The sequence below is a fragment of the Burkholderia territorii genome (assembly GCF_902833055.1).
In the GTDB taxonomy this organism is placed as follows: domain Bacteria; phylum Pseudomonadota; class Gammaproteobacteria; order Burkholderiales; family Burkholderiaceae; genus Burkholderia; species Burkholderia territorii.
The window spans coordinates 45950-66474 of record NZ_CADFEJ010000005.1 but is presented as its reverse complement, the minus strand read 5'-3'; the positions used below and the strand labels follow the sequence as shown (position 1 = coordinate 66474).

Annotated in this window: 17 protein-coding genes; 12 read left to right on the top strand and 5 right to left on the bottom strand. The window is 69.7% G+C overall.

Translation table 11 applies throughout. The annotated features are described in order from the left end of the window. Positions 1-59 precede the first annotated feature (59 nt). The 6 genes from catA (at position 60) to HW466_RS12330 (ending at position 5311) form a co-directional block, all read left to right on the top strand. Positions 60-995 (top strand): catechol 1,2-dioxygenase, encoded by a 936-nt coding sequence (catA, locus tag HW466_RS12355; RefSeq protein ID WP_151005222.1) that lies wholly within the window; start codon positions 60-62, stop codon positions 993-995. A 117-nt stretch (positions 996-1112) separates the two neighbouring features. Next, positions 1113-2471: a Rieske 2Fe-2S domain-containing protein gene (locus HW466_RS12350; RefSeq protein WP_059542143.1), complete on the top strand. Its 1359-nt coding sequence runs from the start codon at positions 1113-1115 to the stop codon at positions 2469-2471. Then, positions 2468-2956 (top strand): benzoate 1,2-dioxygenase small subunit, encoded by a 489-nt coding sequence (gene benB, locus HW466_RS12345; protein ID WP_059452379.1) that lies wholly within the window; start codon positions 2468-2470, stop codon positions 2954-2956. Before HW466_RS12350 ends, benB begins: the two co-directional genes overlap by 4 nt. Before the next feature lie 41 nt (positions 2957-2997). Next, a complete protein-coding gene (benC, locus tag HW466_RS12340; protein ID WP_059505092.1) occupies positions 2998-4020 on the top strand; it encodes a benzoate 1,2-dioxygenase electron transfer component BenC in 1023 nt (340 codons plus the stop codon). Continuing rightward, positions 4017-4793: a benzoate diol dehydrogenase BenD gene (gene benD / locus HW466_RS12335; protein WP_174905787.1), complete on the top strand. Its 777-nt coding sequence runs from the start codon at positions 4017-4019 to the stop codon at positions 4791-4793. Before benC ends, benD begins: the two co-directional genes overlap by 4 nt. Before the next feature lie 119 nt (positions 4794-4912). Next, positions 4913-5311, top strand: coding sequence for a RidA family protein (locus HW466_RS12330; RefSeq protein ID WP_059849008.1), 399 nt, complete (start codon positions 4913-4915; stop codon positions 5309-5311). Positions 5312-5346: 35 nt separating this feature from the next. Here HW466_RS12330 and HW466_RS12325 read toward each other — a convergent pair whose 3' ends face one another. Genes HW466_RS12325 through coxB form a run of 4 tightly spaced genes read right to left on the bottom strand, consistent with a single transcriptional unit; the run spans position 5347 to position 11054 of the window. Continuing rightward, positions 5347-6984: a c-type cytochrome gene (locus HW466_RS12325; protein ID WP_174905788.1), complete on the bottom strand. Its 1638-nt coding sequence runs from the start codon at positions 6982-6984 to the stop codon at positions 5347-5349. Beyond that, on the bottom strand, positions 6975-7376 hold the full coding sequence (locus HW466_RS12320; protein ID WP_059452383.1) for a hypothetical protein: 402 nt from the start codon (positions 7374-7376) through the stop codon (positions 6975-6977). Before HW466_RS12320 ends, HW466_RS12325 begins: the two co-directional genes overlap by 10 nt. Continuing rightward, a complete protein-coding gene (gene ctaD / locus HW466_RS12315; protein WP_174905789.1) occupies positions 7373-10012 on the bottom strand; it encodes a cytochrome c oxidase subunit I in 2640 nt (879 codons plus the stop codon). Before ctaD ends, HW466_RS12320 begins: the two co-directional genes overlap by 4 nt. 13 nt (positions 10013-10025) lie before the next feature. After that, positions 10026-11054, bottom strand: coding sequence for a cytochrome c oxidase subunit II (gene coxB, locus HW466_RS12310; RefSeq protein ID WP_418219705.1), 1029 nt, complete (start codon positions 11052-11054; stop codon positions 10026-10028). Positions 11055-11358: 304 nt separating this feature from the next. On the opposite strand from coxB, the gene HW466_RS12305 reads away from it, so the two are divergent. Together HW466_RS12305 and HW466_RS12300 are read left to right on the top strand one after the other, a co-directional pair. Next, the gene (locus HW466_RS12305) at positions 11359-12342 is read left to right on the top strand and encodes an SDR family oxidoreductase (protein ID WP_174905790.1); all 984 of its coding nucleotides are present in this window, start codon (positions 11359-11361) and stop codon (positions 12340-12342) included. A 5-nt stretch (positions 12343-12347) separates the two neighbouring features. After that, positions 12348-14126 (top strand): glycoside hydrolase family 15 protein, encoded by a 1779-nt coding sequence (locus HW466_RS12300; RefSeq protein ID WP_059849011.1) that lies wholly within the window; start codon positions 12348-12350, stop codon positions 14124-14126. An 87-nt stretch (positions 14127-14213) separates the two neighbouring features. Here HW466_RS12300 and HW466_RS12295 read toward each other — a convergent pair whose 3' ends face one another. Then, on the bottom strand, positions 14214-16040 hold the full coding sequence (locus tag HW466_RS12295) for a thiamine pyrophosphate-requiring protein (RefSeq protein ID WP_174905791.1): 1827 nt from the start codon (positions 16038-16040) through the stop codon (positions 14214-14216). A gap of 158 nt (positions 16041-16198) precedes the next feature. Here HW466_RS12295 and HW466_RS12290 point away from each other — a divergent pair, with 158 nt between their 5' ends. The 4 genes from HW466_RS12290 to HW466_RS12275 are packed head-to-tail and all read left to right on the top strand — an operon-like array spanning position 16199 to position 20511. Further along, a complete protein-coding gene (locus HW466_RS12290) occupies positions 16199-17299 on the top strand; it encodes an enolase C-terminal domain-like protein (RefSeq protein ID WP_151006833.1) in 1101 nt (366 codons plus the stop codon). A gap of 44 nt (positions 17300-17343) precedes the next feature. After that, positions 17344-18195, top strand: a complete 852-nt coding sequence (locus tag HW466_RS12285; RefSeq protein ID WP_174905792.1) for a hypothetical protein — start codon at positions 17344-17346, stop codon at positions 18193-18195. Continuing rightward, complete coding sequence (locus tag HW466_RS12280; protein WP_059768829.1) at positions 18192-18851, top strand: gluconate 2-dehydrogenase subunit 3 family protein; 660 nt, start codon at positions 18192-18194, stop codon at positions 18849-18851. The genes HW466_RS12285 and HW466_RS12280 overlap by 4 nt, the downstream gene beginning before the upstream one ends. Further along, entirely contained in the window at positions 18841-20511 is a 1671-nt protein-coding gene (locus tag HW466_RS12275; protein WP_174905793.1) for a GMC family oxidoreductase, read from the top strand. Before HW466_RS12280 ends, HW466_RS12275 begins: the two co-directional genes overlap by 11 nt. Positions 20512-20525 lie beyond the last annotated feature (14 nt).

Genomic DNA, 20525 nt, shown 5'->3' with positions numbered 1-20525 from the left:
GCTGCTGTAACGGCGGGCACCGGGTCACCTTTCCCCAAAATACACGTGGAGACACCATCATGAGCGTCAAAGTATTCGAAACCAAGGAAGTGCAGGATCTGCTGAAGGCCGCGTCGAACGCGGGCGGCGATGGCGGCAACGCGCGCACGCAGCAGGTCGTGCTGCGGCTGCTCGGCGACCTGTTCAAGGCGATCGACGACCTCGACATCACGCCCGACGAAGTGTGGGCCGGCGTGAACTACCTGAACAAGCTCGGCCAGGACGGCGAGGCGGCGCTGCTCGCGGCCGGCCTCGGCCTCGAGAAGTATCTCGACATCCGGATGGACGCCGAGGACGAGGTGCTCGGCCTCGACGGCGGCACGCCGCGCACGATCGAAGGCCCGCTGTATGTCGGCGGCGCGCCGGTGCGCGACGGCGTCGCGAAGATCGACGTCGATGCGGATGAAGGCGCGGGCCCGCTCGTGATCCATGGCACGGTTACCGGCCTCGACGGCAAGCCGGTTGCCGGCGCGCTGGTCGAATGCTGGCACGCGAACTCGCACGGCTTCTACTCGCACTTCGACCCGACCGGCACGCAGAGCGACTTCAACCTGCGCGGCGCGGTGAGGACGGGCGCGGACGGCAAGTACGAATTCCGCACGCTGATGCCGGTCGGCTACGGCTGCCCGCCGCAGGGCGCGACGCAGCAACTGCTCGACCGCCTCGGCCGCCACGGCAACCGCCCGGCGCACGTGCACTTCTTCGTGACCAGCGACGGCCACCGCAAGCTCACGACGCAGTTCAACATCGACGGCGACCCGCTGATCTGGGACGACTTCGCGTATGCGACGCGCGAGGAGCTGATTCCGCCCGTCACCCGCAAGACCGGCGGCGCCGCGCTCGGGCTGAAGGCGGACGCATACCAGGACATCGAGTTCAACTTCGTCCTGACGCCGCGCGTCGAGGGCAAGGACAACCAGATCGTCGAACGCCTGCGCGCTTCCGCCACGGCATAACCGCCCGACGGCACGGCGGCGCGGTCAGCGCCGCCGCCGGCCGGCTACCCGCGAGATTCAATCGATACCGATGCGAGCGTGCTTGCAGGAGCCGGCACGCGCACTGGAGGAACCAACATGTCCGCCACGATCGACCACACCACCGAACTGGACCACCTGCTCGCCACCGCCGTGCAGGACGACAAGGAGGCCGGCGTCTTCCGCTGCCGCCGCGACATCTTCACCAACGAGGCGCTCTTCGAGCTCGAGATGAAGCACATCTTCGAGCGCAACTGGGTGTACCTCGCACATGAAAGCCAGATCCCGAACAACAACGATTACTACACGACGTGGATCGGCCGCCAGCCGATCGTCATCACGCGCGACAAGGCCGGCGAGCTGCACGCGGTGATCAATGCCTGCGCGCACAAGGGCGCGATGCTGTGCCGCCGCAAGCACGGCAACAAGGGCAGCTTCACGTGCCCGTTCCACGGCTGGACCTTCTCGAACACCGGCAAGCTGCTGAAGGTGAAGGACGAGAAGACGACCGAGTATCCGGTGCAGTTCAACACGCACGGCTCGCACGACCTGAAGAAGGTCGCGCGCTTCGAGAACTATCGCGGCTTCCTGTTCGGCAGCCTCAGCGACGACGTGCTGCCGCTCGACGAGTATCTCGGCGAGGCGCGCGTGATCATCGACCAGATCGTCGACCAGGCGCCGAACGGCCTCGAAGTGCTGCGCGGCAACTCTTCGTACATCTACGAAGGCAACTGGAAGATGCAGATGGAGAACGGCTGCGACGGCTATCACGTGAGCACCGTGCACTGGAACTACGCGGCGACGATGGGCCGCCGCAAGGAAGACGGCACCAAGGCCGTCGATGCGAACAGCTGGAGCAAGTCGGTCGCCGGCGTGTACGGCTTCGACCACGGGCACATTCTGCTGTGGACCAAGACGATGAACCCCGAGGTGCGGCCGGTGTACCAGCACCGCGACGAGATCAAGGCGCGCGTCGGCGACGTGCAGGCCGACTTCATCGTGAACCAGACGCGCAATCTCTGCGTGTATCCGAACGTGTTCCTGATGGACCAGTTCAGCACGCAGATCCGCGTCGTGCGTCCGCTCGGCGTCGACAGGACCGAAGTCAGCATCTTCTGTTTCGCGCCGAAGGGCGAGAGCGCGGCCGACCGCGCGACGCGCATTCGCCAGTACGAGGATTTCTTCAACGTGACCGGCATGGGCACGGCCGACGACCTTGAGGAGTTCCGCGCGTGCCAGGCCGGCTATGCGGGCATCACGGCGATGTGGAACGACCTGTCGCGCGGCGCGCCGCTTTGGATCGACGGGCCGGACGAGAACGCGAAAAAAATGGGACTGAACCCGCGCATGTCGGGCGAGCGCAGCGAGGACGAAGGGCTGTTCGTGTGCCAGCACGAATACTGGGTGCACGTGATGCGCGATGCACTGAAGAAGGAACGTGGGGAGGTAGAGGCATGAACATCGATTACCGGACCATCTGCGCGGCGCTGTATCGCGAAGCGCGCCTGCTCGACGACCGCGAGTGGGACGCGTGGCTGACCTGCTACACGGAAGACGTCACGTACTGGATGCCCGCGTGGGACGACGACGACCGGCCGACCGACGATCCGCAGAGCCAGATCTCGCTGATGTACTACGCGGATCGCGGCGGCCTCGAGGATCGCGTGTTCCGGATCAAGACCGAGCGCAGCGGCGCGTCGACGCCCGAGCCGCGCACCAGCCACAACGTGACGAACGTCGAGGTGCTGGCCGAGCGCGACGGCGAGGTGGACGTGCGCTACAACTTCCACACGCTGAACCACCGCTACCGCGTGACCGATCACTTCTTCGGGACGATGTTCGTCACGCTGCGCCAGGTGGGCGACGCGCTGCTGATCTCGAACAAGAAGATCGTGCTGAAGAACGACTACATCCGGCAGGTGCTCGACGTGTACCACGTCTGACGCCCCGATCGATTCGATACGTAACACAGGGAGACGATGTCATGTCCACCTACAAGATTGCACTGAACTTCGAGGACGGGGTCACCCGCTTCATCGACTGCAAGGCCGGCGAGAAGGTGCTCGACGCCGCGTTCCGCGCGAAGATCAACCTGCCGATGGACTGTTCCGACGGCGTGTGCGGCACCTGCAAGTGCCGCGCGGAAAGCGGCAGCTACGACCTCGGCGACGATTACATCGACGATGCGCTCACCGAGGACGAGAAGGACGGCGGCCTCGTGCTGACCTGCCAGATGGTGCCGCAAAGCGATTGCGTGATCGCGGTGCCGACGTCGTCCGTCGCATGCAAGACCGGCCACAGCGCGTTCGCCGCGACCGTGACGAAGGTCGAGCCGCACAACGATGCGGCGATCGTGCTCGAACTGGACGTCGATGCGGCCGCGCCGGCCTTCCTGCCCGGCCAGTACGTGAACATCGGCGTGCCGGGCAGCGGCCAGCACCGGTCGTATTCGTTCTCGTCCGCGCCGGGCGACACGAAGGTCGGATTCCTGATCAAGAAGATTCCCGGCGGCGTGATGAGCACGTGGCTCGAATCCGCGAAGCCCGGCGACACGCTCGAACTGAACGGGCCGCTCGGCAGCTTCTACCTGCGCGACGTCGCACGGCCGCTGCTGTTCCTCGCGGGCGGCACGGGCCTCGCGCCGTTCCTGTCGATGCTGGAAGTGCTCGCGCGCAGCGGCTCGCAGCAGAAGGTGCACCTGATCTACGGCGTGACGCGCGATCTCGACCTGGTGCTGGTCGACGCGATCGAAGCGTATGCGGCGAAGCTGCCGAACTTCAGCTTCGCGACCGTCGTCGCCGATGCGGCGTCGAGCCATCCGCGCAAGGGCTGGGTCACGCAGCATATTCCGGCCGATGCGCTCAACGACGGCGACGTGGACGTCTACCTGTGCGGGCCGCCGCCGATGGTCGACGCGGTGCGCCAGTATTTCGACGACGCAGGCGTGAAGCCCAACAGCTTCCACTACGAGAAGTTCACCCCGAACGTCACGGCAAAGGCGGCATGATCATGCAACGATTCTCCGGAAAGGTCGTAGTCGTCACCGGCGCGGCACAGGGCATCGGCCGCGGCGTCGCGCTGCGCGCGGCGGCGGAGGGCGGCCGTGTGCTGTTCGTCGATCGCGCGGACTTCGTCGCGGAGGTCGCGGCCGAGGCGCCGGGCGGCAACACGGCCGGCTTCGTCGCGGATCTCGAAACCTACGACGGCGCACGCGCGGCGATGGCGTGCGCGGTCGCGACGTTCGGCCGGATCGACGTGCTGATCAACGGCGTCGGCGGCGCGATCCGGATGCGGCCGTTCGCCGAGTTCGAACCCGAGCAGATCGACGCGGAAATCCGCCGCTCGCTGATGCCGACGCTCTACAGCTGCCACGCGGTGCTGCCGCATCTGCTGGCGGGCGGGGGCGGCACGATCGTCAACGTGTCGTCGAACGCGACGCGCGGCATTCGTCGCGTGCCGTATTCGGCCGCCAAAGGCGGCGTCAATGCGCTGACGGCCGCGCTCGCGATGGAATACGCGGAGCACGGCGTCCGCGTGGTCGCGACCGCGCCGGGCGGCACCACGGCGCCGCCGCGCCGCGTGCCGCGCAATGCGGCCGGCGACACAGCGCAGGAACAGGCGTGGATGGCCGAAGCGGTACGGCAGGTGACCGATTCGACGTTCTTCAAGCGTTACGGCACGCTCGACGAACAGATCGCGCCCATCCTGTTCCTTGCGTCGGACGAGGCGAGCTACATCACCGGCACGGTGCTGCCGGTCGCGGGCGGCGATACGGGCTGAGCGGCACGTCAGCCGATTCGCTTGCTGCTTCTGACATGCGCGCGCACCGGTCGGATCACGTGCGCGCGACGACCATCCAACAACCGGCCGGCACGCAGCGCGCGGCCACGGAGACACTCATGCGCAATCGCGAAGCGATCATCCCGGCAGGCATGGAAGCCGTGTACGAAAAAATCGGCTATGCGCCGGCGATCAAGGTGGGCGACACCGTGTACGTGTCCGGCCAGATCGGCCGCGACGCGGCGATGCAACTGGTGGAAGACCGCGACGCGCAGATCGTGCAGGCGTTCGAGAACCTCAAGCGCGTGCTCGAGGCGGCCGGCGCATCGCTCGCCGACGTCGTCGACCTGACGAGCTTTCATACCGACATGCGCGACCTGCCGTTGTTCATGCAGGTGCGCGACCGCTATTTCCATGCGCATCCGCGTCCGGCGTGGACGGCGGTCGGCGCGCACATGCTCGGTGGCTCGCCCGGTTACATCGTCGAAATCAAGGCGGTAGCGGTTCTGGCGCGCTGATACGCGACGCCGGCATGCGGCGACGACGTGGCGGCTCACCGATGGATCGCCGCCCGCAACCGCCTCACGTCCTGCTCCGATACCGGCGCGGCGCGATTGCCCCACGCGCCGCGCACATAACTGACCACCGCGGCGATTTCGTCGCTCGTCAGCGTGCCGCGCATTGGTGGCATCCGTTGCACGGGCCCGTGCGTGCCGGGCGCCGGCCGCGCGCCTTCGACGACGATCCGGATCGCGCTGGTCGGATCGGCCGCGAGCACGGCCGAATTGCCCGCGAGCGGCGGCCCGCGATCGGGCACGCCCGCGCCTGCGGCACCGTGGCAGCGCGCACAGAATCCCGCATAGACGCCGGCCCCCGGCGGTTGCTGGCCGCCCTCGGGGCGCGGCCCCGCCGCAGTGAGCCGCGGAACGCCGATCCCGAGCGGATTCGCCGCCGCGGTTGGTTGCGCGGGCAACGACTTGAGGTACACGGCGATCGCATGGCGATCCGAATCCGTCAACAGTGCAGTGCTTTCGGCGACGACCGGCGCCATCGCGCCGAACACCGCGCCGCGCGCGGCGTGGCCGCTGCGCAGGAACGCGACGAGGTCGTCGGTCGTCCAGCGGCCGAGGCCGTCCGCCTGCGCGCCGGTCAGGTTCGGTGCGAACCAGTGATCGTTGACACCGCCGGTGAGGAACGCGGGGCTGCGTTCGTCGTAGCCGCGCTCGTTGTAGGCCGGGCCGCGCGGCGTATGACAGGCGCCGCAATGGCCGAGCCCCTGCACGAGATACGCGCCGCGATTCCATTCCGACGATTGCGACGGTTGCGGCACGAAGCGCTCGCGATTGCCGAACGCGACGCTCCATAGTCCGAGCGCCCAGCGCTGGTTGAACGGAAACGGGAGCTGCGTGAGCTTTGCCGCGTTCGCGGACGGAGCTACGCCACGCATGAAGTACGCATACAACGCGCGCACGTCGTCGTCGGACAGGCGCGCGAACGACGGGTAGGGCATCGCCGGATACAGTCGGCTGCCGTCGGCGCTGATTCCGCGCCGCACCGCATCGTCGAACTGCCGCAGCGTGTCGTTGCCGATCCCGTGTGTCTTGTCCGGCGTGATGTTCGGCGCATAGATCGGCCCGAACGGCGAATTCACCGGCTGGCCGCCGGCATACGGCGTGTGGTCGGCTGCGTCGTGGCACGCGGCGCAGTCGCCGGCGAGCGCGAGATAGCGGCCGCGCGCGATCGTCGCGGCATCGGCGCTCGCGGCCGCGGCGGCAACGACGGGGCGGCGGCTTGCGGAAGCCGCCGATGCGGACGAAGCAGATGCCGCAGGTGCCGGGGACGAAGCCGATGAAGCCGGGGCGGCGTCCGACGACGCAGCCGCAGCCGGCGCGGCGGCCGCGTCATGTCGCTGCGCGAGCCGAGGATCGCGGTTCACGCGGGCCGACATCGACGCGCCGGCATCGGTCGACGCAGCGCGTATCCGCACGAAACGCCAGCCCGACGCCGGCTCGGGCGCCTCGGTCGCCGACGCGGCATCGGCCGCATCGCCGGCAGACGCCGCGCGGTCGTCCTGCTGCATGTCGCATGCGCACAGCGCGGCGCACACGGCGAACGCGACGCTCGCGCGGCGGCAGCGCCGGGCGACGTGCGCGGCGAACGAAACACGCGAAGCGAACGAGATCAACGCCATGGGCTGCACGGTCCGACGAAAGCAGTGACGATCCCGGTGAACACGAGACCGATCACGAATCCGAGCGCGGCGAGCATCCCGCAGCGCGCGAGGAAGCGCGTGCTGTCGTCGCGCGTCGCGGCCTGCACGTTGGGGTCATGCCCGCGTTGCCACGTGCGTACGACCCACGCGGCGAACGCCGTCGCCAGCGCGAACGCACAGGCGGCGATCAGCGCGAGCCACACGCCCACGTGCGCCCAGCGCGGCGCGGCCTGCGCGACGCCGAGCGGATAGCACGCGGTCGACGCGAGCGTCTCGGAGGCCATCATCTGCGCGAACCACAGCGCGGGCGCGCCGACCAGGCCGGCCGCGATCGCGAGCCATGTCGTCCACGAGCGTCGTGCGAAGATCATCCGGGACTCCTGAGCCAGTACGGCGATACGTACAGCGCGGTGAAGATGAACAGCCATACGACGTCGACGAAGTGCCAGTAGAGTCCGCCGACCGTGAGCGCGACGCGCCGTTCGGGGCCGAAGAAGCCGGCGGCGGTCCATCCGGCGAGCAACGCGAGAATGACGAGACCGGCCGCCACGTGCGCGAGGTGGAAGCCGGTGAGCGTGAAGTACAGGCTGCCGTACAGGTGCGCGGTCGGTCCGTATGGATGGTCGTGCCACTCGTGCAGCTGAACGAGCGCGAACGCGACGCCGAGCAGCAGCGCGACGGCGAGCGCGGCCACCGCGCGCCGCTGCCGCCCGGCCTTTACCGCACGCTCGGCGAGCCAGACGAACACGCTGCTCGACAGCAGCACGGCGGTGTTGCCGGCCGCGAGCCCGATCTTCGGCATTCCTTCGGGCGGCCATGGCGCGGTCGTTTGCGACTGCAGATAGAAATAGCAGAACAGCAGGTAGCCGAACAACCCGGCCTCGGTCACGATCAGCGTGACGACACCCCACCAGCCGCCCGCGCGCTTGCCGCAACTGCCGACCGGCAGCGGTTCGACGCATGCGGCCGGCGCGCCGGACGGCGTACTCACCGAGCGCGGCTCGTCCGGATGCGGGCCGGCGGCGGCCGGCGGAGCCTGCGTGGCATCGCGGGCCGGCAGATGCGCACGTTGCCCGAGCGTGCGGCGCGGCCACAGCCACACGGCGGTCCCGATCGCGCAACCGGTGACGGCCGCGCACACGAGCGTCGGCGAGCGCGCCAGCATCGCGGCGAACACGGCGGTCGCGAGCAGCGCGAGCACGAACGGCACGCAGCTGTCCTCGGGCATCTTCAGGATCGCGCTGGGCGTCGCCGCGAGCGGCGTGACCGCGAGCGCCTCGCGGCCGTCCGCGAGCCGGTAGCCCACGCGCATGCTGGTGCGCATCGGGTCCTCCCGCGTTTCCCACAGCGGGTGCCGCGACGCGACCAGCGGCAGCACCGCGAAATTGTAGACGGGCGTCGGCGACGCGACCGACCATTCGAGCCCGGCGCCGCCCCACGGATTGTCGTCGGCGCGCGCGCCGCGCCGCGCGCTGACGAGCGCGTTGACGACGAACATCACGATACCGATGCCGAACACGAACGAGCCGATCGTCGTCAGCAGGTTCGACGTGTCCCAGCCCATTCCCGACGGATACGTGTAGATGCGGCGCGGCATCCCGAGCAACCCGGACACGTGCATCGGGAAGAAGCCGAGGTTGAAGCCGACCAGCACGACCCAGAACGTCAGCCGGCCGAAGCGCTCGTTCATCATGCGCCCGGTGAATTTCGGGAACCAGTACGTGACACCGCCCAGCACCGGGAACACGTTGATGCCGAGCAGCACGTAATGCAGGTGCGCGACGACGAAATACGTATCGGTCAGCTGCCAGTCGAGCGGCACCGCGGCCGTCATCACGCCCGATACGCCGCCGACCACGAACATCAGCACGAAGCCCGCGAAATACAGGAACGGCGTGCGGAATACCGGGCGACCGGTCCAGATCGTCGCGAGCCACGCGAACACCGCGACCGCGCTCGGGATCGAGATCAGCATGCTCGCCGCGCCGAAGAACGCGAGCGCGAGCGGCGCGATGCCGGTCGCGAACATGTGATGGACCCACACCTCGAAGCCGATCAGCATCGTCGCCACCGTCGATACCGCGACGGCTTCGTATGCGACGAGCGGCCGCCGGCAGAAGGTCGGCAGCGCGTCCGACACGATGCCCATCGCGGGCAGCACGACGACGTAGACCCACGGATGCGCGAACATCCAGAACAGGTGCTGCCACAACAGCGGCCGCCCGCCGTTCGCGACGTCGAAGAAATGCGTGCCGGCATTGCGGTCGAGCCACAGCAGCAGGAACGCGAGGCTCACGGACGGCACGGCGACGAGGTTCGCGACCGATGCGGTAAGCGTGCCCCAGACGATGATCGGCAGCCGGTCGATCGACATCCCGTGAGCACGCATGCGCAGCAGCGTGACGACGAAGTTCGCGGCGCCGCCGGTCGTCGAGATGCCGAGCAGGATCATGCCGAGCGCATAGATGTCGATGTTCGCACCGGCGCTGTAATCGAGGGACGTGAGCGGCACGTAGTTGAACCAGCCGCCGTCCGGCACCGCGCCGAGCGGAAAGCTCGCATACAGGAACAGGCCGGCGAACAGGAATACCCAGTACGAGAACGCGTTCAGCCTAGGGAAGGCCATGTCGCGCGAGCCGAGCATCAGCGGCCACAGGTAGTTCGCGAAGCCGGACAGCACCGGCAGCGCGTACAGGAAGATCATCGTGACGCCGTGCATCGTGAACAGCGAGTCGTACTGCGCGGGCGTGAGTACGGTCGCATTCGGCCGCGCGAGCTGGATGCGCATCACGAGCGCCTCGACGCCGCCGAGCAGCAGGAAGGCGAACGCGGTGACGATATAGCGCAGCCCGACGCGCTTGTGGTCCACCGTGCCGAGCCAGCCGCGCCAGCCGGGTTCCGATTCCCACAGCGCGGCCAGTTCGCGCTCGTGCGCGGAGCCGGGCGGTGCTTCGCCGAGGTCGGGCACGCGGTCGAGCGGAGCGGGCATGTCGCGGGCTACGGCCATCGTCATCCTCCGTTCAGTGCAGCGTTGCGAGATAGGCGGCGAGATCGTCGGCGTCGCGCGGCGCGAGCGCGAACGACGGCATCAGCGTCTGCGGCTTGATCTGCTGCGCATGCGCGATCCAGCGCCGCAGGTTGTCGGGCGTGTTGTCGAGCGTGCCGGCCGCGAGCAGCCGGCGCGACCCCAGATGCGACAGGTCGGGGCCCGCGTCGCCGGTCGCGTCGGTGCCGCGCACCGTGTGGCAGCCCGCGCAGCGCATCGAGAACACATGCCGCCCGCGTTGCTCGGCGCCGGCCGCGGGCGCCGGCGGCGGCTGCCGTTGCGCGGCGAGCCACGCGCGAAACGCATCCGGCGGCTCGGCCACGACCTCGAACGCCATGTGCGCGTGCTGCGCGCCGCAGTATTGCGAGCACTGACCGCGGTATACGCCCGGCCGGTCGGCTTGCAGCCACTGATGATTCGTCTGGCCGGGAATCGTCTGCGTCTTGCCGGCCAGTTGCGGCACCCAGAACGCGTGGATCACGTCCGCGCTTTTCAGTTCGACCGCCACGGGTTCGCCGACCGGAATGTGGATCTCGTTCGCGGTGACGAACGCGGTGCCGCCCGCGTCGTCGGGATAGCGGACGGCCCACCACCAGTCGTGCGCGGTCACGACGATCGTGAGCGCGGGCGGCCGCGGCGGCAAGGCCACGGTGCCGAGCACGCGCAGCATGTAGACGAGCGCGCCGAACAGCAGCACGACCGAGATCGCGGAGCCGACCGTCACGATCGCGAGGCCGCTGTCGTGGCCGCCGCCCGCGCGCGCGCGGCGGCGAAAGGTCGCGATCAGCAGCAGCACCGCGATCGCGATGCACACGAACGTGCACAGCGCGAGCAGCGCCCAGCCGAGCACGAAGACCGGCCGCGCGGCCGGGCCCGCCGCATGCACGACGTAAGCGAGCGGCAGCGACCCGCCCGGTGCGTCGGGTTCGCTGGCCGCGCGCGCGGCCAGCGGGGCGACGACGCACGCACTCGCGGCAGTGCGAACGATACGGCGCGCTTTCATCGCTTTCATGAGCGTCAGGACGGGCAACACGGCTCCTTGCCGGATTCGGCGGCGTGACGACAGCCGTTCGCGCCGCAGCAATTTCCGTGCGCGTGCAGTGCATGCATCGCGACTGCTGCGCGCTCATGCAGCGCGCTGCGCGTTACAGCCCGCTTGTAAATTGGACGACCGTCCATGGCGCGCCCGGATCACGGTGCGCGGCACGTCGTTTGCTATGGCGATCGTGTTCCGGCACGCCGCTCGGGGAGCGTCCCCGCCGCGTGCCGCCCACCGCCCATCGTCAGGGAAACCGGAGGAACCGACCGTGAAGACCGTCGCGATCACGGGTGCGAGCGCCGGCGTCGGCCGTGCGACAGCCCATGCGTTTGCGCGGCGCGGCGCGAACGTCGCGCTGCTCGCGCGCGATCCGCGTGCGCTGGACGACACCGCGTGCGAAGTGCGCGCCTATGGTGTCGAGGCACTGCCGATTGCCGTAGACGTCAGCGATGCCGCCGCGCTCGATGCGGCCGCCGAGCGCATCGAGAACGAACTCGGCCCGCTCGACGTGTGGGTCAACAACGCGATGGTGACGGTGTTCGCTCCGTTCGACGAGATCGCGCCGGAAGACTACGCGCGTGTGACCGAGGTCACGTATCTCGGCTGCGTGTACGGCACGCGCGCGGCACTGGCGCGCATGGCCGCGCGCAATCGCGGCACGATCGTGCAGGTCGGCTCCGCACTCGCGTACCGGTCGATTCCGCTGCAGGCGCCGTACTGCGGCGCGAAACATGCGATTCGCGGCTTCACCGACGCACTGCGCTGCGAGCTGCTGCATGCGGGCAGCCGCGTGCGCGTGACGATGGTGCAACTGCCTGCGATCGACACGCCGCAGTTCGACTGGGCCGCCTCCGCGCTGCCGCACGCGCCACGCCCGGTTGCGCCCGTCTATGCGCCGGAGGTGGCGGCCGACGCGATCGTGCAGGCGGCGCGCCATCCGTGCCGCGAGCGCTGGGTCGGCTGGTCGTCGCTTGCCGCGATCGTCGCGAACGCGCTCGCGCCCGGCTTGTTCGATCGCTATCTCGCACACAAGGCGGTGCGCGGCCAGCAACGCGCGGAGCCGGCCGGCCCGCGCGAATCGAACCTGTGGCAGCCCGTGCCCGGCCATCATGCGACACGCGGGGCGTTCAGTTCGGAAGCGCGTCGCACCGGCGCCGAGGCCGGGCTCGGCGCATCGCGCGCGCTCGCGTTCGGCGCGATCTGCGCGGTGCTCGCGGCGAGTTTCGTCGCCGCGCGCAAGCTGAACCGGTGAGCGCGATGCGGATCGAGGATTACGCGCTGATCGGCGACGGCCGCAGCGCCGCGCTCGTCGCGCTCGACGGCAGCATCGACTGGCTGTGCTGGCCGGACTTCGACTCGCCGCCGTGCTTCGCCGCACTCGTCGGCACGCCCGAGAACGGCCGTTTCCGTATCGCGCCGCGCGACCCGGACGCCCGCGCGACGCGCCGCTACCTGCCCGGCACCGCGGTGCTCGAGACGACGTTCGAGACCGCGTCGGGCTGCGCCGTCGTGATCGACTGGATGAGCTGGGCCGCGGCCGACCCGTGCCTGATTCGCAGCGTGCGCGGCGAGCGCGGGACGGTCGAGTTCGACGTCGATCTCGGCGTGCGCTTCGACTACGGCCACGCGCTGCCGTGGTGCCGCCGTCTCGGCCGGCGCTGGCGGATGATGACGGGCGGCGACGCGATGTGGCTCGATGCCGACGTGCACCTCGACGTGCGCGACGACCGGCTCGTCGGCACGCACCGGATCGCGGCGGGGGAGCGCGCGGATTTCTGCATCAGCTACGCGCGTTCGTTCGACCGGCCGCCGTCGGTGCCCGACGCGTACGCGTCGCTGCGCGACACGCAGGCGTTCTGGCGCGTGTGGTCGAAGTGCAATGCGGCGCAAGGCCCGTATCGCGACGCGATCGAGCGCGCGCTGATCACCGTGAAGCTGCTGTCGAGCGTGCGCACCGGCGGCATCATCGCTGCGCCGACGAGCTCGCTGCCCGAACGATTCGGCGGCGTGCGCAACTGGGATTACCGGTTCTGCTGGCTGCGCGACGCGAGCTTCACGCTGCGCGCGCTGGTGCGCTGCGGCTACCGCGAGGAGGCCGCGCGCTGGCGGGACTGGCTGGTACGCGCGATCGCCGATCACCCCGCGCAATTGCAGGTGCTGTACGCGGCCGACGGCGGCCGGCGCGCGGACGAATGGACGGCCGCGCATCTGGCCGGGTACGAAGGCGCGCGGCCGGTGCGCTTCGGCAACGCGGCGGCCGAACAATTGCAGCTGGACGTCTACGGCGAGGTGCTGGCCGCGCTGTATCAGGCGCGCCGGCACGGACTGCCGCCCGACGACGATGCGTGGACGCTCGAGCGCCGGCTCCTCGACCATCTCGCGACGATCTGGCGCGAGCCGGACGAAGGGATCTGGGAGGTGCGCAGCGGCCGGTACCCGTTCACGTCGTCGAAGGTGATGGTGTGGGCCGCCGTCGAAAGTGCGTATCGTTCCGCACGCGCGTTCGGCCATCACGCGCCGCTCGACGAATGGCGACGCTGGGCCGACACCGTGCGCGCGGATGTGCTCGCCCGCGGCTATCACCCGAAGCTCGGCCGTTTCGTCGACCGCTACGACGGCGACGGGCTCGACATCAGCCTGCTGCTGATTCCGCTGACCGGAATGCTCGATGCGGCGGATCCGCGCGTCGCGGCGACGGTCGCCGCCATCGAGCACGAGCTGCTCGAGGACGGCCTGCCGTTCCGTTACCGGCCGCCGCGTTTCAGGGATGGATGCGAAGGCACCGAGGGCGCGTTCGTCGCGGCCGGCTTCTGGCTCGCGCAGGTGTACCGGATGCAGGGGCGTGACGCCGACGCACATGCGCTGTTCGAGCGGCTTCTTGGCCTGCGCAACGACGTCGGGCTGCTGTCCGAGGAATACGACGTGAAGGCACGGCGCATGTGCGGGAATTTTCCCTTTACGCTCGCGCAGGTCGGGCTGGTCAACGCGGCGCTCGCGCTGCAGGGCGACGGGCGCGACGACGTCGATATCGGCTGACGCGCCGCGCTGTACCGTGCACGCCGCGGCAGCGCGACGGGACGCGCGCGCCGTGCCCGTGCCCGTGCCCCTGCCGCGCGTCGTGCGCTACGACTCGTGCCTGCCTCCCTTGCCGCCATGCTCGCCATTACCCGGCAGCACGGCCGACAGCACCTGTCGCGCGGTCTCGACGATCACGTTGGCTTCGCGCGGGTCGCCCTTCATCAGCGATTCGGCAAAATGCTTGGCCTGCTGCAGCGTCACGTGCGGCGGCAGCGGCGGCACTTCCGGATCGCTCTTGACCTCGAGCACGACGGGGCGGTCGGATGCGAGTGCCTCGTCCCACGCGGCACCGAGCTGTTCCGGATCGTCGACGTAGATGCCCTTCAGCCCGAGCAGCGTCGCGAAGCGGTAGTACGGCACGTTCGGTATCTGCTGCGACGCGTCGAGTTTCGGATCGCCTTCCATCACGCGTTGTTCCCACGTCACCTGGTTCAGATCCTCGTTGTTCAGCACCATGCAGATCCAGCGCGGGTCCGGCCACTGCCGCCAGTACTTCGCGACCGTGATCAGCTCCGCCATGTTGTTCATTTGCATCGCGCCGTCGCCGACCATCGCGATCACGGGGCGTACCGGATACGCGAACTTCGCGGCGATCGCATACGGTACCGCCGCGCCCATCGATGCGAGGCCGCCCGACAGCGAGCCCATCATTCCGCGCCGTATCATCAGGTCGCGCGCATACCAATTTGCGCAGGACCCCGAATCGCTCGTCAGGATCACGTCGTCGGGCAGCCGCGGCGACAGCTCGGTGAACGCGCGCTGCGGATTCACGCCGCGCCCGGGGCTCGCCTTCGCGGCCGCGCGCGCGGCGAGCGTCTCGTGCCAGTCCGCGTTCCATTTCGCGATCTGGTCGCGCCAGCCCGTGTCCTGCCGCTCCTTCAGCAGCGGCAGCAACGCACGCAGCGTTTCGGCACTGTCGCCGACGAGGTTGACCTCCATCGGATAACGCAGGCTCAGCATGTCGGCCTTCAGGTCGATCTGCACGCCGCGCGCCTGGCCTTCCTTCGGCAGGAATTCCGAATACGGGAAGCCCGAGCCGACGACGAGCAGCGTGTCGCATCCGGTCATCAGCTCGTAGCTCGGCTTGGTGCCGAGCAGCCCGATCGAGCCGGTTACCCACGGCAGGTCGTCGGGCAGCGCGGCCTTGCCGAGCAGCGCCTTCGCGGCGCCCGCGCCGAGCCGGTCGGCCACCGCGATCACCTCGTCGGTCGCGCGCAGCGCGCCCGCGCCGACCAGCATCGCGACCTTCTTGCCGGCATTGAGCACATCGGCCGCGCGCTGCAGATCGTCGGCGTACGGCACGACCTTCGGCGCCGTATAGCCGACGCCCGAGTGCACGGTGCCATGCGCGCGCTTGGGCGGCGCGTAGTCGAGTTCCTGCAGGTCGTTCGGCAGCACCAGCGCGGTGACGGTGCGCGCGCCGACGGCGATGCGTACCGCGCGATCGACGAGATGGCGCACCTGGCCCGGCACGACCGCAAGCTGGACGAATGCGCCCGCAACGTCCTTGTAAAGGGCCGGGAGATCGACCTCCTGCTGATAGTGGCCACCGAGCGCCGCGCGCGCCTGCTGGCCGACGATCGCGAGCACCGGCATGTGATCGAGCCGCGCATCGTACAGGCCGGTCACGAGATGCGCGGCGCCGGGGCCGGAGGTCGCGACGCACACGCCCAGCTCGCCTGTAAATTTTGCATGCGCCGACGCCATGAAGGCCGCCATTTCCTCGTGGCGTGCCTGGATGAATTCGATCTTGCCCCCGGCCCGGCCGAGCGCGCCGAAGAAGCCGTTGATGCCGTCGCCCGGGTAGCCGTACACGCGGCGCACGCCCCAGTCGTACAGCCGTTCGACGATGAAATCCGCCACTGTCGCCATGCCGTATCTCCTTGTTTCCGGAAGAGCCGATGAGCCGCGCATGCGATGGCTTGCGCGGCGCTGCCGGGCGTCGCGCAAGGCGTGTGCCGCGCCGCCGCATCGGGCACGCGCGTTGCACGCGGACGGTGCACGCAAAAAAGGCAATCCGGAGCACGACGATGGCACTTTCCGCGGCACCGACGATCGACGACGTGCGCGCCCGCGCGTACCGGATACCGACCGATCGGCCCGAAGCCGACGGCACGTACGCTTGGGACGCGACGACGATCGTCGTGGTCGAGATCGACGCGGGGCCCGTGACGGGGCTCGGCTATACGTACACCGACGCGAGCGCGGCGCCGCTCGCGATGTCGCTGCTGGCCGACGTGTTGCGAAACCGGCCGCTCGTCGACATCCCGGCCGCCGCCGATGCGCTGTGGCGCGCGGTACGCAATGTCGGACGGGCCGGGGTCGCGGCCACGGCCATTTCCGCGCTCGACATCGCGTTGTGGGATGCGAAGGCGAAGCTGGCCGGCGTACCGCTCGCGATCCTGCTCGGCCGTCGGCGCGAGCGCGTGCCCGTGTACGGCAGCGGCGGCTTCACGACCTACGACGACGCGACGCTCGCCGCGCAGCTCGACGGCTGGCGCGGCGAACGCATTCGCGCGTGCAAGATCAAGATCGGCGTGCCGGACGCACGCGATCCGTCGCGTGTGCGGGTTGCGCGCGACGCGCTCGGCGCCGACGTCGACCTGTTCGTCGATGCGAACGGCGCATATGCGCCGCGCACCGCGCTCGCATTCGCCGAGTCGGTTGCCGATTGCGCGATCCGCTGGTTCGAGGAACCGGTCAGCAGCGACGACGTCGACGGCCTGCGCTTCGTGCGCGAGCACGTCGGCGCGCGGGTCGATGTCGCGGCCGGCGAATACGCCTATACGCCGAACGATTTCCGGCGTCTGCTCGAAGGCCGCGCGATTGACGTGCTGCAAGCCGACGCGACGCGCTGCGGCGGCGTCAGCGGTTTTCTCGCGGCGGCCGCGCTGGCCGATGCGCATCACGTCGACCTCTCCGCGCATTGCGCGCCGGCGCTGCATCGGCAAGTCGGTTGTGTCGCGCCGCGCATGCGTCATGTCGAGTGGTTCCACGACCACGTACGCATCGAGCGAATGATGTTCGACGGTGCGCCGGCGCTGGTCGACGGTGCACTCGAGATCGATGCCGCGCGCCACGGGCTCGGGCTCGACCTGCGTGCGGCCGACGTCGAGGAGTTCGCGATCTGAATGAATCCGACGCTCCGGACAACCGTCACGAACAAGGAGGACCGATGCGACACGCCCGACACCGCGCGGCCGAGCACGACACGTTGCTCGTCGATGCCGCGCGCCTGCTGAATCGCAGCGCGCTGCTGCTCGCCGGTTCGGTGCTCGCCGACAGCGGTGTCGAGCACTACCGCGGCACGATCCACAATCGCGCGATGATCGCGCCGCTGGTGGCGTCGACGTTGTCGGTGCTCGCGAGCGTGCACGGCCACGCGGACGACACGCCCGAACGTCACCGGCTGCGCGACGCGGTGCACGTGGCGTCGGCCGCCGTGGGCATCGCCGGGTCGGCGTTCCACGTGTACAACGTGACGAAGCGGCCGGGCGGGTTCAGCTGGCACAACCTGTTCTACGGTGCGCCGCTCGGCGCGCCGTTCGCGCTGCTGCTGTCGGGCATGCTCGGCGCGGCCGGCGAGCGGCTGCGCGCGTGCCCGGCCGACGCGCCCCGGCTCGCCGGCTTGCCGGCCGCCCGTGCGCTCGCCGGGCTCGTCGCGGCGGGGCTCGTCGGCACGCTCGGCGAAGTCGGCTTGCTGCATTTTCGCGGTGCGTTCCAGCATCGCGCGATGTTCATGCCGTTCGTCGTGCCGCCGGTGGCCGCGCTCGCGGCCGCGCAGCTCGCACTGTCGCGGCCGTCCGGCGATCGGCGCTGGTGTCGCTGGTCGATGCGCGTGACGGCCGTGCTCGGTTTCGTCGGCGTCGCGTTTCATGCACGCGGTATCGCGCGGCAGATGGGCGGCTGGCGCAACTGGTCGCAGAACGTGCTGTCGGGGCCGCCGCTGCCGGCGCCGCCGAGCTTCACCGCACTCGCGATCGCCGGTCTCGCCGCGACCGCGCTGTCGGAAGGGGCGGCGCGATGAAGCCCGCGAACGACAAGCCCGTCGCGCTGCCGCGCTATTCCGGATACGACGTGCTGGCCAAGCGCGACACGCCATCGTGGAACGATGCGACGCGCCGCGCGATCGACGCACGACTGCGCGTCGCCGCGTCAGCGCCGCGCCATCTCGATGCCGCGCAGTTCGCGACGCTCGACGCGCTGTGCGCGCGCATCGTGCCGCAGGAGCCGGGCGGCGCCGGCACGGTGCCGACTGCCGCGCTGGTCGATGCGCGACTCGCGGCCGACGAAGGCGACGGCTATCGCGACGCGCGTCTGCCGCCGCTGCGTGCCGCATGGCATACGGGGCTCGCGGCGCTCGACGCGATGGCGCGCCATGCGCACGATCGCCCGTTCGCATCGCTCGACGGGAAGGCGGCCGATGCGCTGCTGCATGCGGTCCAGCAAGGCAGGATCGACCGCCGGGTCGAAGCGGCGTGGGCCGGCATGGACCCGCGCACGTTCTTCGCGAAGCGTGTGCTGATGGACCTGTGCGGCGCGTACTACAGCCATCCGTTCGCCTGGAACGAGATCGGCTTCGGCGGGCCGGCGAGCCCGCGCGGCTACGTGCGAATGGATTTCAACCGGCGCGATCCGTGGGAGGCGCAGGTGGACGGGGAGGGCGATCGCGATGACCGCTGACGCATCGTCGTTCGACGGCAAGCCGCGCGGTTGCGACGGCCGCGCGCCCGATCCGCTGCGCGTCGGCGGCTGGTCGCCGATGCGGATGTTTCGCGACGACGAGCCGGTCGACTTCGTGATCGTCGGCACCGGTGCCGGCGGCGGCACGCTTGCGTGCCGCCTCGCCGAACACGGTTTCTCGGTCGTCGCGCTCGATGCGGGCGCATGGTGGCGCCCGCTCGAGGAATTCGCATCGGACGAGTCGCACCAGCACAAGCTGTTCTGGACCGACGAGCGGATCTGCGACGGCGCCGATCCGCTGACGCTCGGCACCAACAACAGCGGCCGCGCGGTCGGCGGCAGCACCGTTCACTTCGCGATGGTGTCGTTGCGCTTTCGGCCCGAATGGTTCCGCTCGCGCAGCGCGCTGGGCTACGGCGTCGACTGGCCGCTCGACTGGCGCGAGATGTGGCGCTACTACCACGAGGTCGAGCAGGCGTTGAAGATCAGCGGGCCGGTGCGCTACCCGTGGGGGCCGCCGCGACCGCGCTATCCGTACCGCGCGCACGAACTCAACGCGGCCGCGCTCGTGCTCGCGCGCGGCGCCGAGGCGCTCGGCATCGACTGGACGCCGACGCCGCTCGCGACGCTGTCCGCGCCGCGCGGCCGCGCGCATCCGTGCGTGTATCGCGGCTTCTGCATCGCCGGCTGCGCGACCAACGCGAAGCAGAGCGCGCTGGTCACGTGGATTCCGCGCGCGGTCGCGGCCGGCGCCGAAGTGCGCGACCTCGCGATGGCGTTGCGGATCGACGCGCAAGGCGATCGCGTGACGGGCGTGCATTACCGGCGCGACGGCCGCACGCATTTCCAGCGCGCGCGCAACGTCGTGGTCGCCGGTTACGCGATCGAGACGCCGCGCTTGCTGCTGCTGTCCGCGACCGGACGCCATCCGCAAGGCCTCGCGAACAGCTCGGGCCTGGTCGGCCGCTACATGATGGCGCAGCTGAACCAGGCGTCGTGGGGGACGATGGACGACGAAGTGCGCTGGTACAAGGGACCGCCGTCGCTGTCGATCACCGAGCACTGGAATTACGCGGACGAAGGCAAGGATTTCTTCGGCGGCTACTGCTGGATGAGCCAGGGGCCGCTGCCGATCGAATGGGCGCGCAAGATCGCCGGACGCGGGGTGTGGGGCGATGCGCTGAAGCGCGAAATGGCGCGCTACAACTTCCAGGCCGGACTGAAGATCGTCGGCGAGACGCTGCCGCGCGCGGAGAACCGCGTGACGCTCGCCGACGAGCGCGACGCATTCGGGCTGCCGATCGCGCGCATCACCTATTCGTACGACGACAACGACCGCCGGATGATGCGTCACGCATTCGCGCAGATGGGGCAATCGCTCGAAGCCGCCGGCGCGCGCGACATCTGGAACGAGCAGGACGACACCTGTCACCTGGCGGGCACCGCGCGCATGGGCGACGACCCGGCAACGAGCGTCGTCGATGCCGACTGCCGCAGCTGGGACATCCCGAATCTGTGGGTCTGCGACGGTTCGGTGTTTCCGACCGTCGGCGGCGTGAACCCGTCGCTGACGATCCAGGCGATCGCATGCCGGACGGCCGATCGCATCCGCGCGCTCGTCGCGCGCGGCGACGGGCATGCGCGCGCACGCTGGCGATAAGCCGCGGCCTTCCC

What these genes read in the sequence shown, in the direction of transcription:
- catA (WP_151005222.1), top strand. Translation starts at nt 60, where the DNA reads ATGAGCGTCAAAGTATTCGAAACCAAGGAAGTGCAGGATCTGCTGAAG.
- HW466_RS12350 (WP_059542143.1), top strand. Translation starts at nt 1,113, where the DNA reads ATGTCCGCCACGATCGACCACACCACCGAACTGGACCACCTGCTCGCC.
- benB (WP_059452379.1), top strand. Translation starts at nt 2,468, where the DNA reads ATGAACATCGATTACCGGACCATCTGCGCGGCGCTGTATCGCGAAGCG.
- benC (WP_059505092.1), top strand. Translation starts at nt 2,998, where the DNA reads ATGTCCACCTACAAGATTGCACTGAACTTCGAGGACGGGGTCACCCGC.
- benD (WP_174905787.1), top strand. Translation starts at nt 4,017, where the DNA reads ATGATCATGCAACGATTCTCCGGAAAGGTCGTAGTCGTCACCGGCGCG.
- HW466_RS12330 (WP_059849008.1), top strand. Translation starts at nt 4,913, where the DNA reads ATGCGCAATCGCGAAGCGATCATCCCGGCAGGCATGGAAGCCGTGTAC.
- HW466_RS12325 (WP_174905788.1), bottom strand. Translation starts at nt 6,984, where the DNA reads ATGGCGTTGATCTCGTTCGCTTCGCGTGTTTCGTTCGCCGCGCACGTC.
- HW466_RS12320 (WP_059452383.1), bottom strand. Translation starts at nt 7,376, where the DNA reads ATGATCTTCGCACGACGCTCGTGGACGACATGGCTCGCGATCGCGGCC.
- ctaD (WP_174905789.1), bottom strand. Translation starts at nt 10,012, where the DNA reads ATGGCCGTAGCCCGCGACATGCCCGCTCCGCTCGACCGCGTGCCCGAC.
- coxB (WP_418219705.1), bottom strand. Translation starts at nt 11,054, where the DNA reads ATGAAAGCGCGCCGTATCGTTCGCACTGCCGCGAGTGCGTGCGTCGTC.
- HW466_RS12300 (WP_059849011.1), top strand. Translation starts at nt 12,348, where the DNA reads ATGCGGATCGAGGATTACGCGCTGATCGGCGACGGCCGCAGCGCCGCG.
- HW466_RS12295 (WP_174905791.1), bottom strand. Translation starts at nt 16,040, where the DNA reads ATGGCGACAGTGGCGGATTTCATCGTCGAACGGCTGTACGACTGGGGC.
- HW466_RS12290 (WP_151006833.1), top strand. Translation starts at nt 16,199, where the DNA reads ATGGCACTTTCCGCGGCACCGACGATCGACGACGTGCGCGCCCGCGCG.
- HW466_RS12285 (WP_174905792.1), top strand. Translation starts at nt 17,344, where the DNA reads ATGCGACACGCCCGACACCGCGCGGCCGAGCACGACACGTTGCTCGTC.
- HW466_RS12280 (WP_059768829.1), top strand. Translation starts at nt 18,192, where the DNA reads ATGAAGCCCGCGAACGACAAGCCCGTCGCGCTGCCGCGCTATTCCGGA.
- HW466_RS12275 (WP_174905793.1), top strand. Translation starts at nt 18,841, where the DNA reads ATGACCGCTGACGCATCGTCGTTCGACGGCAAGCCGCGCGGTTGCGAC.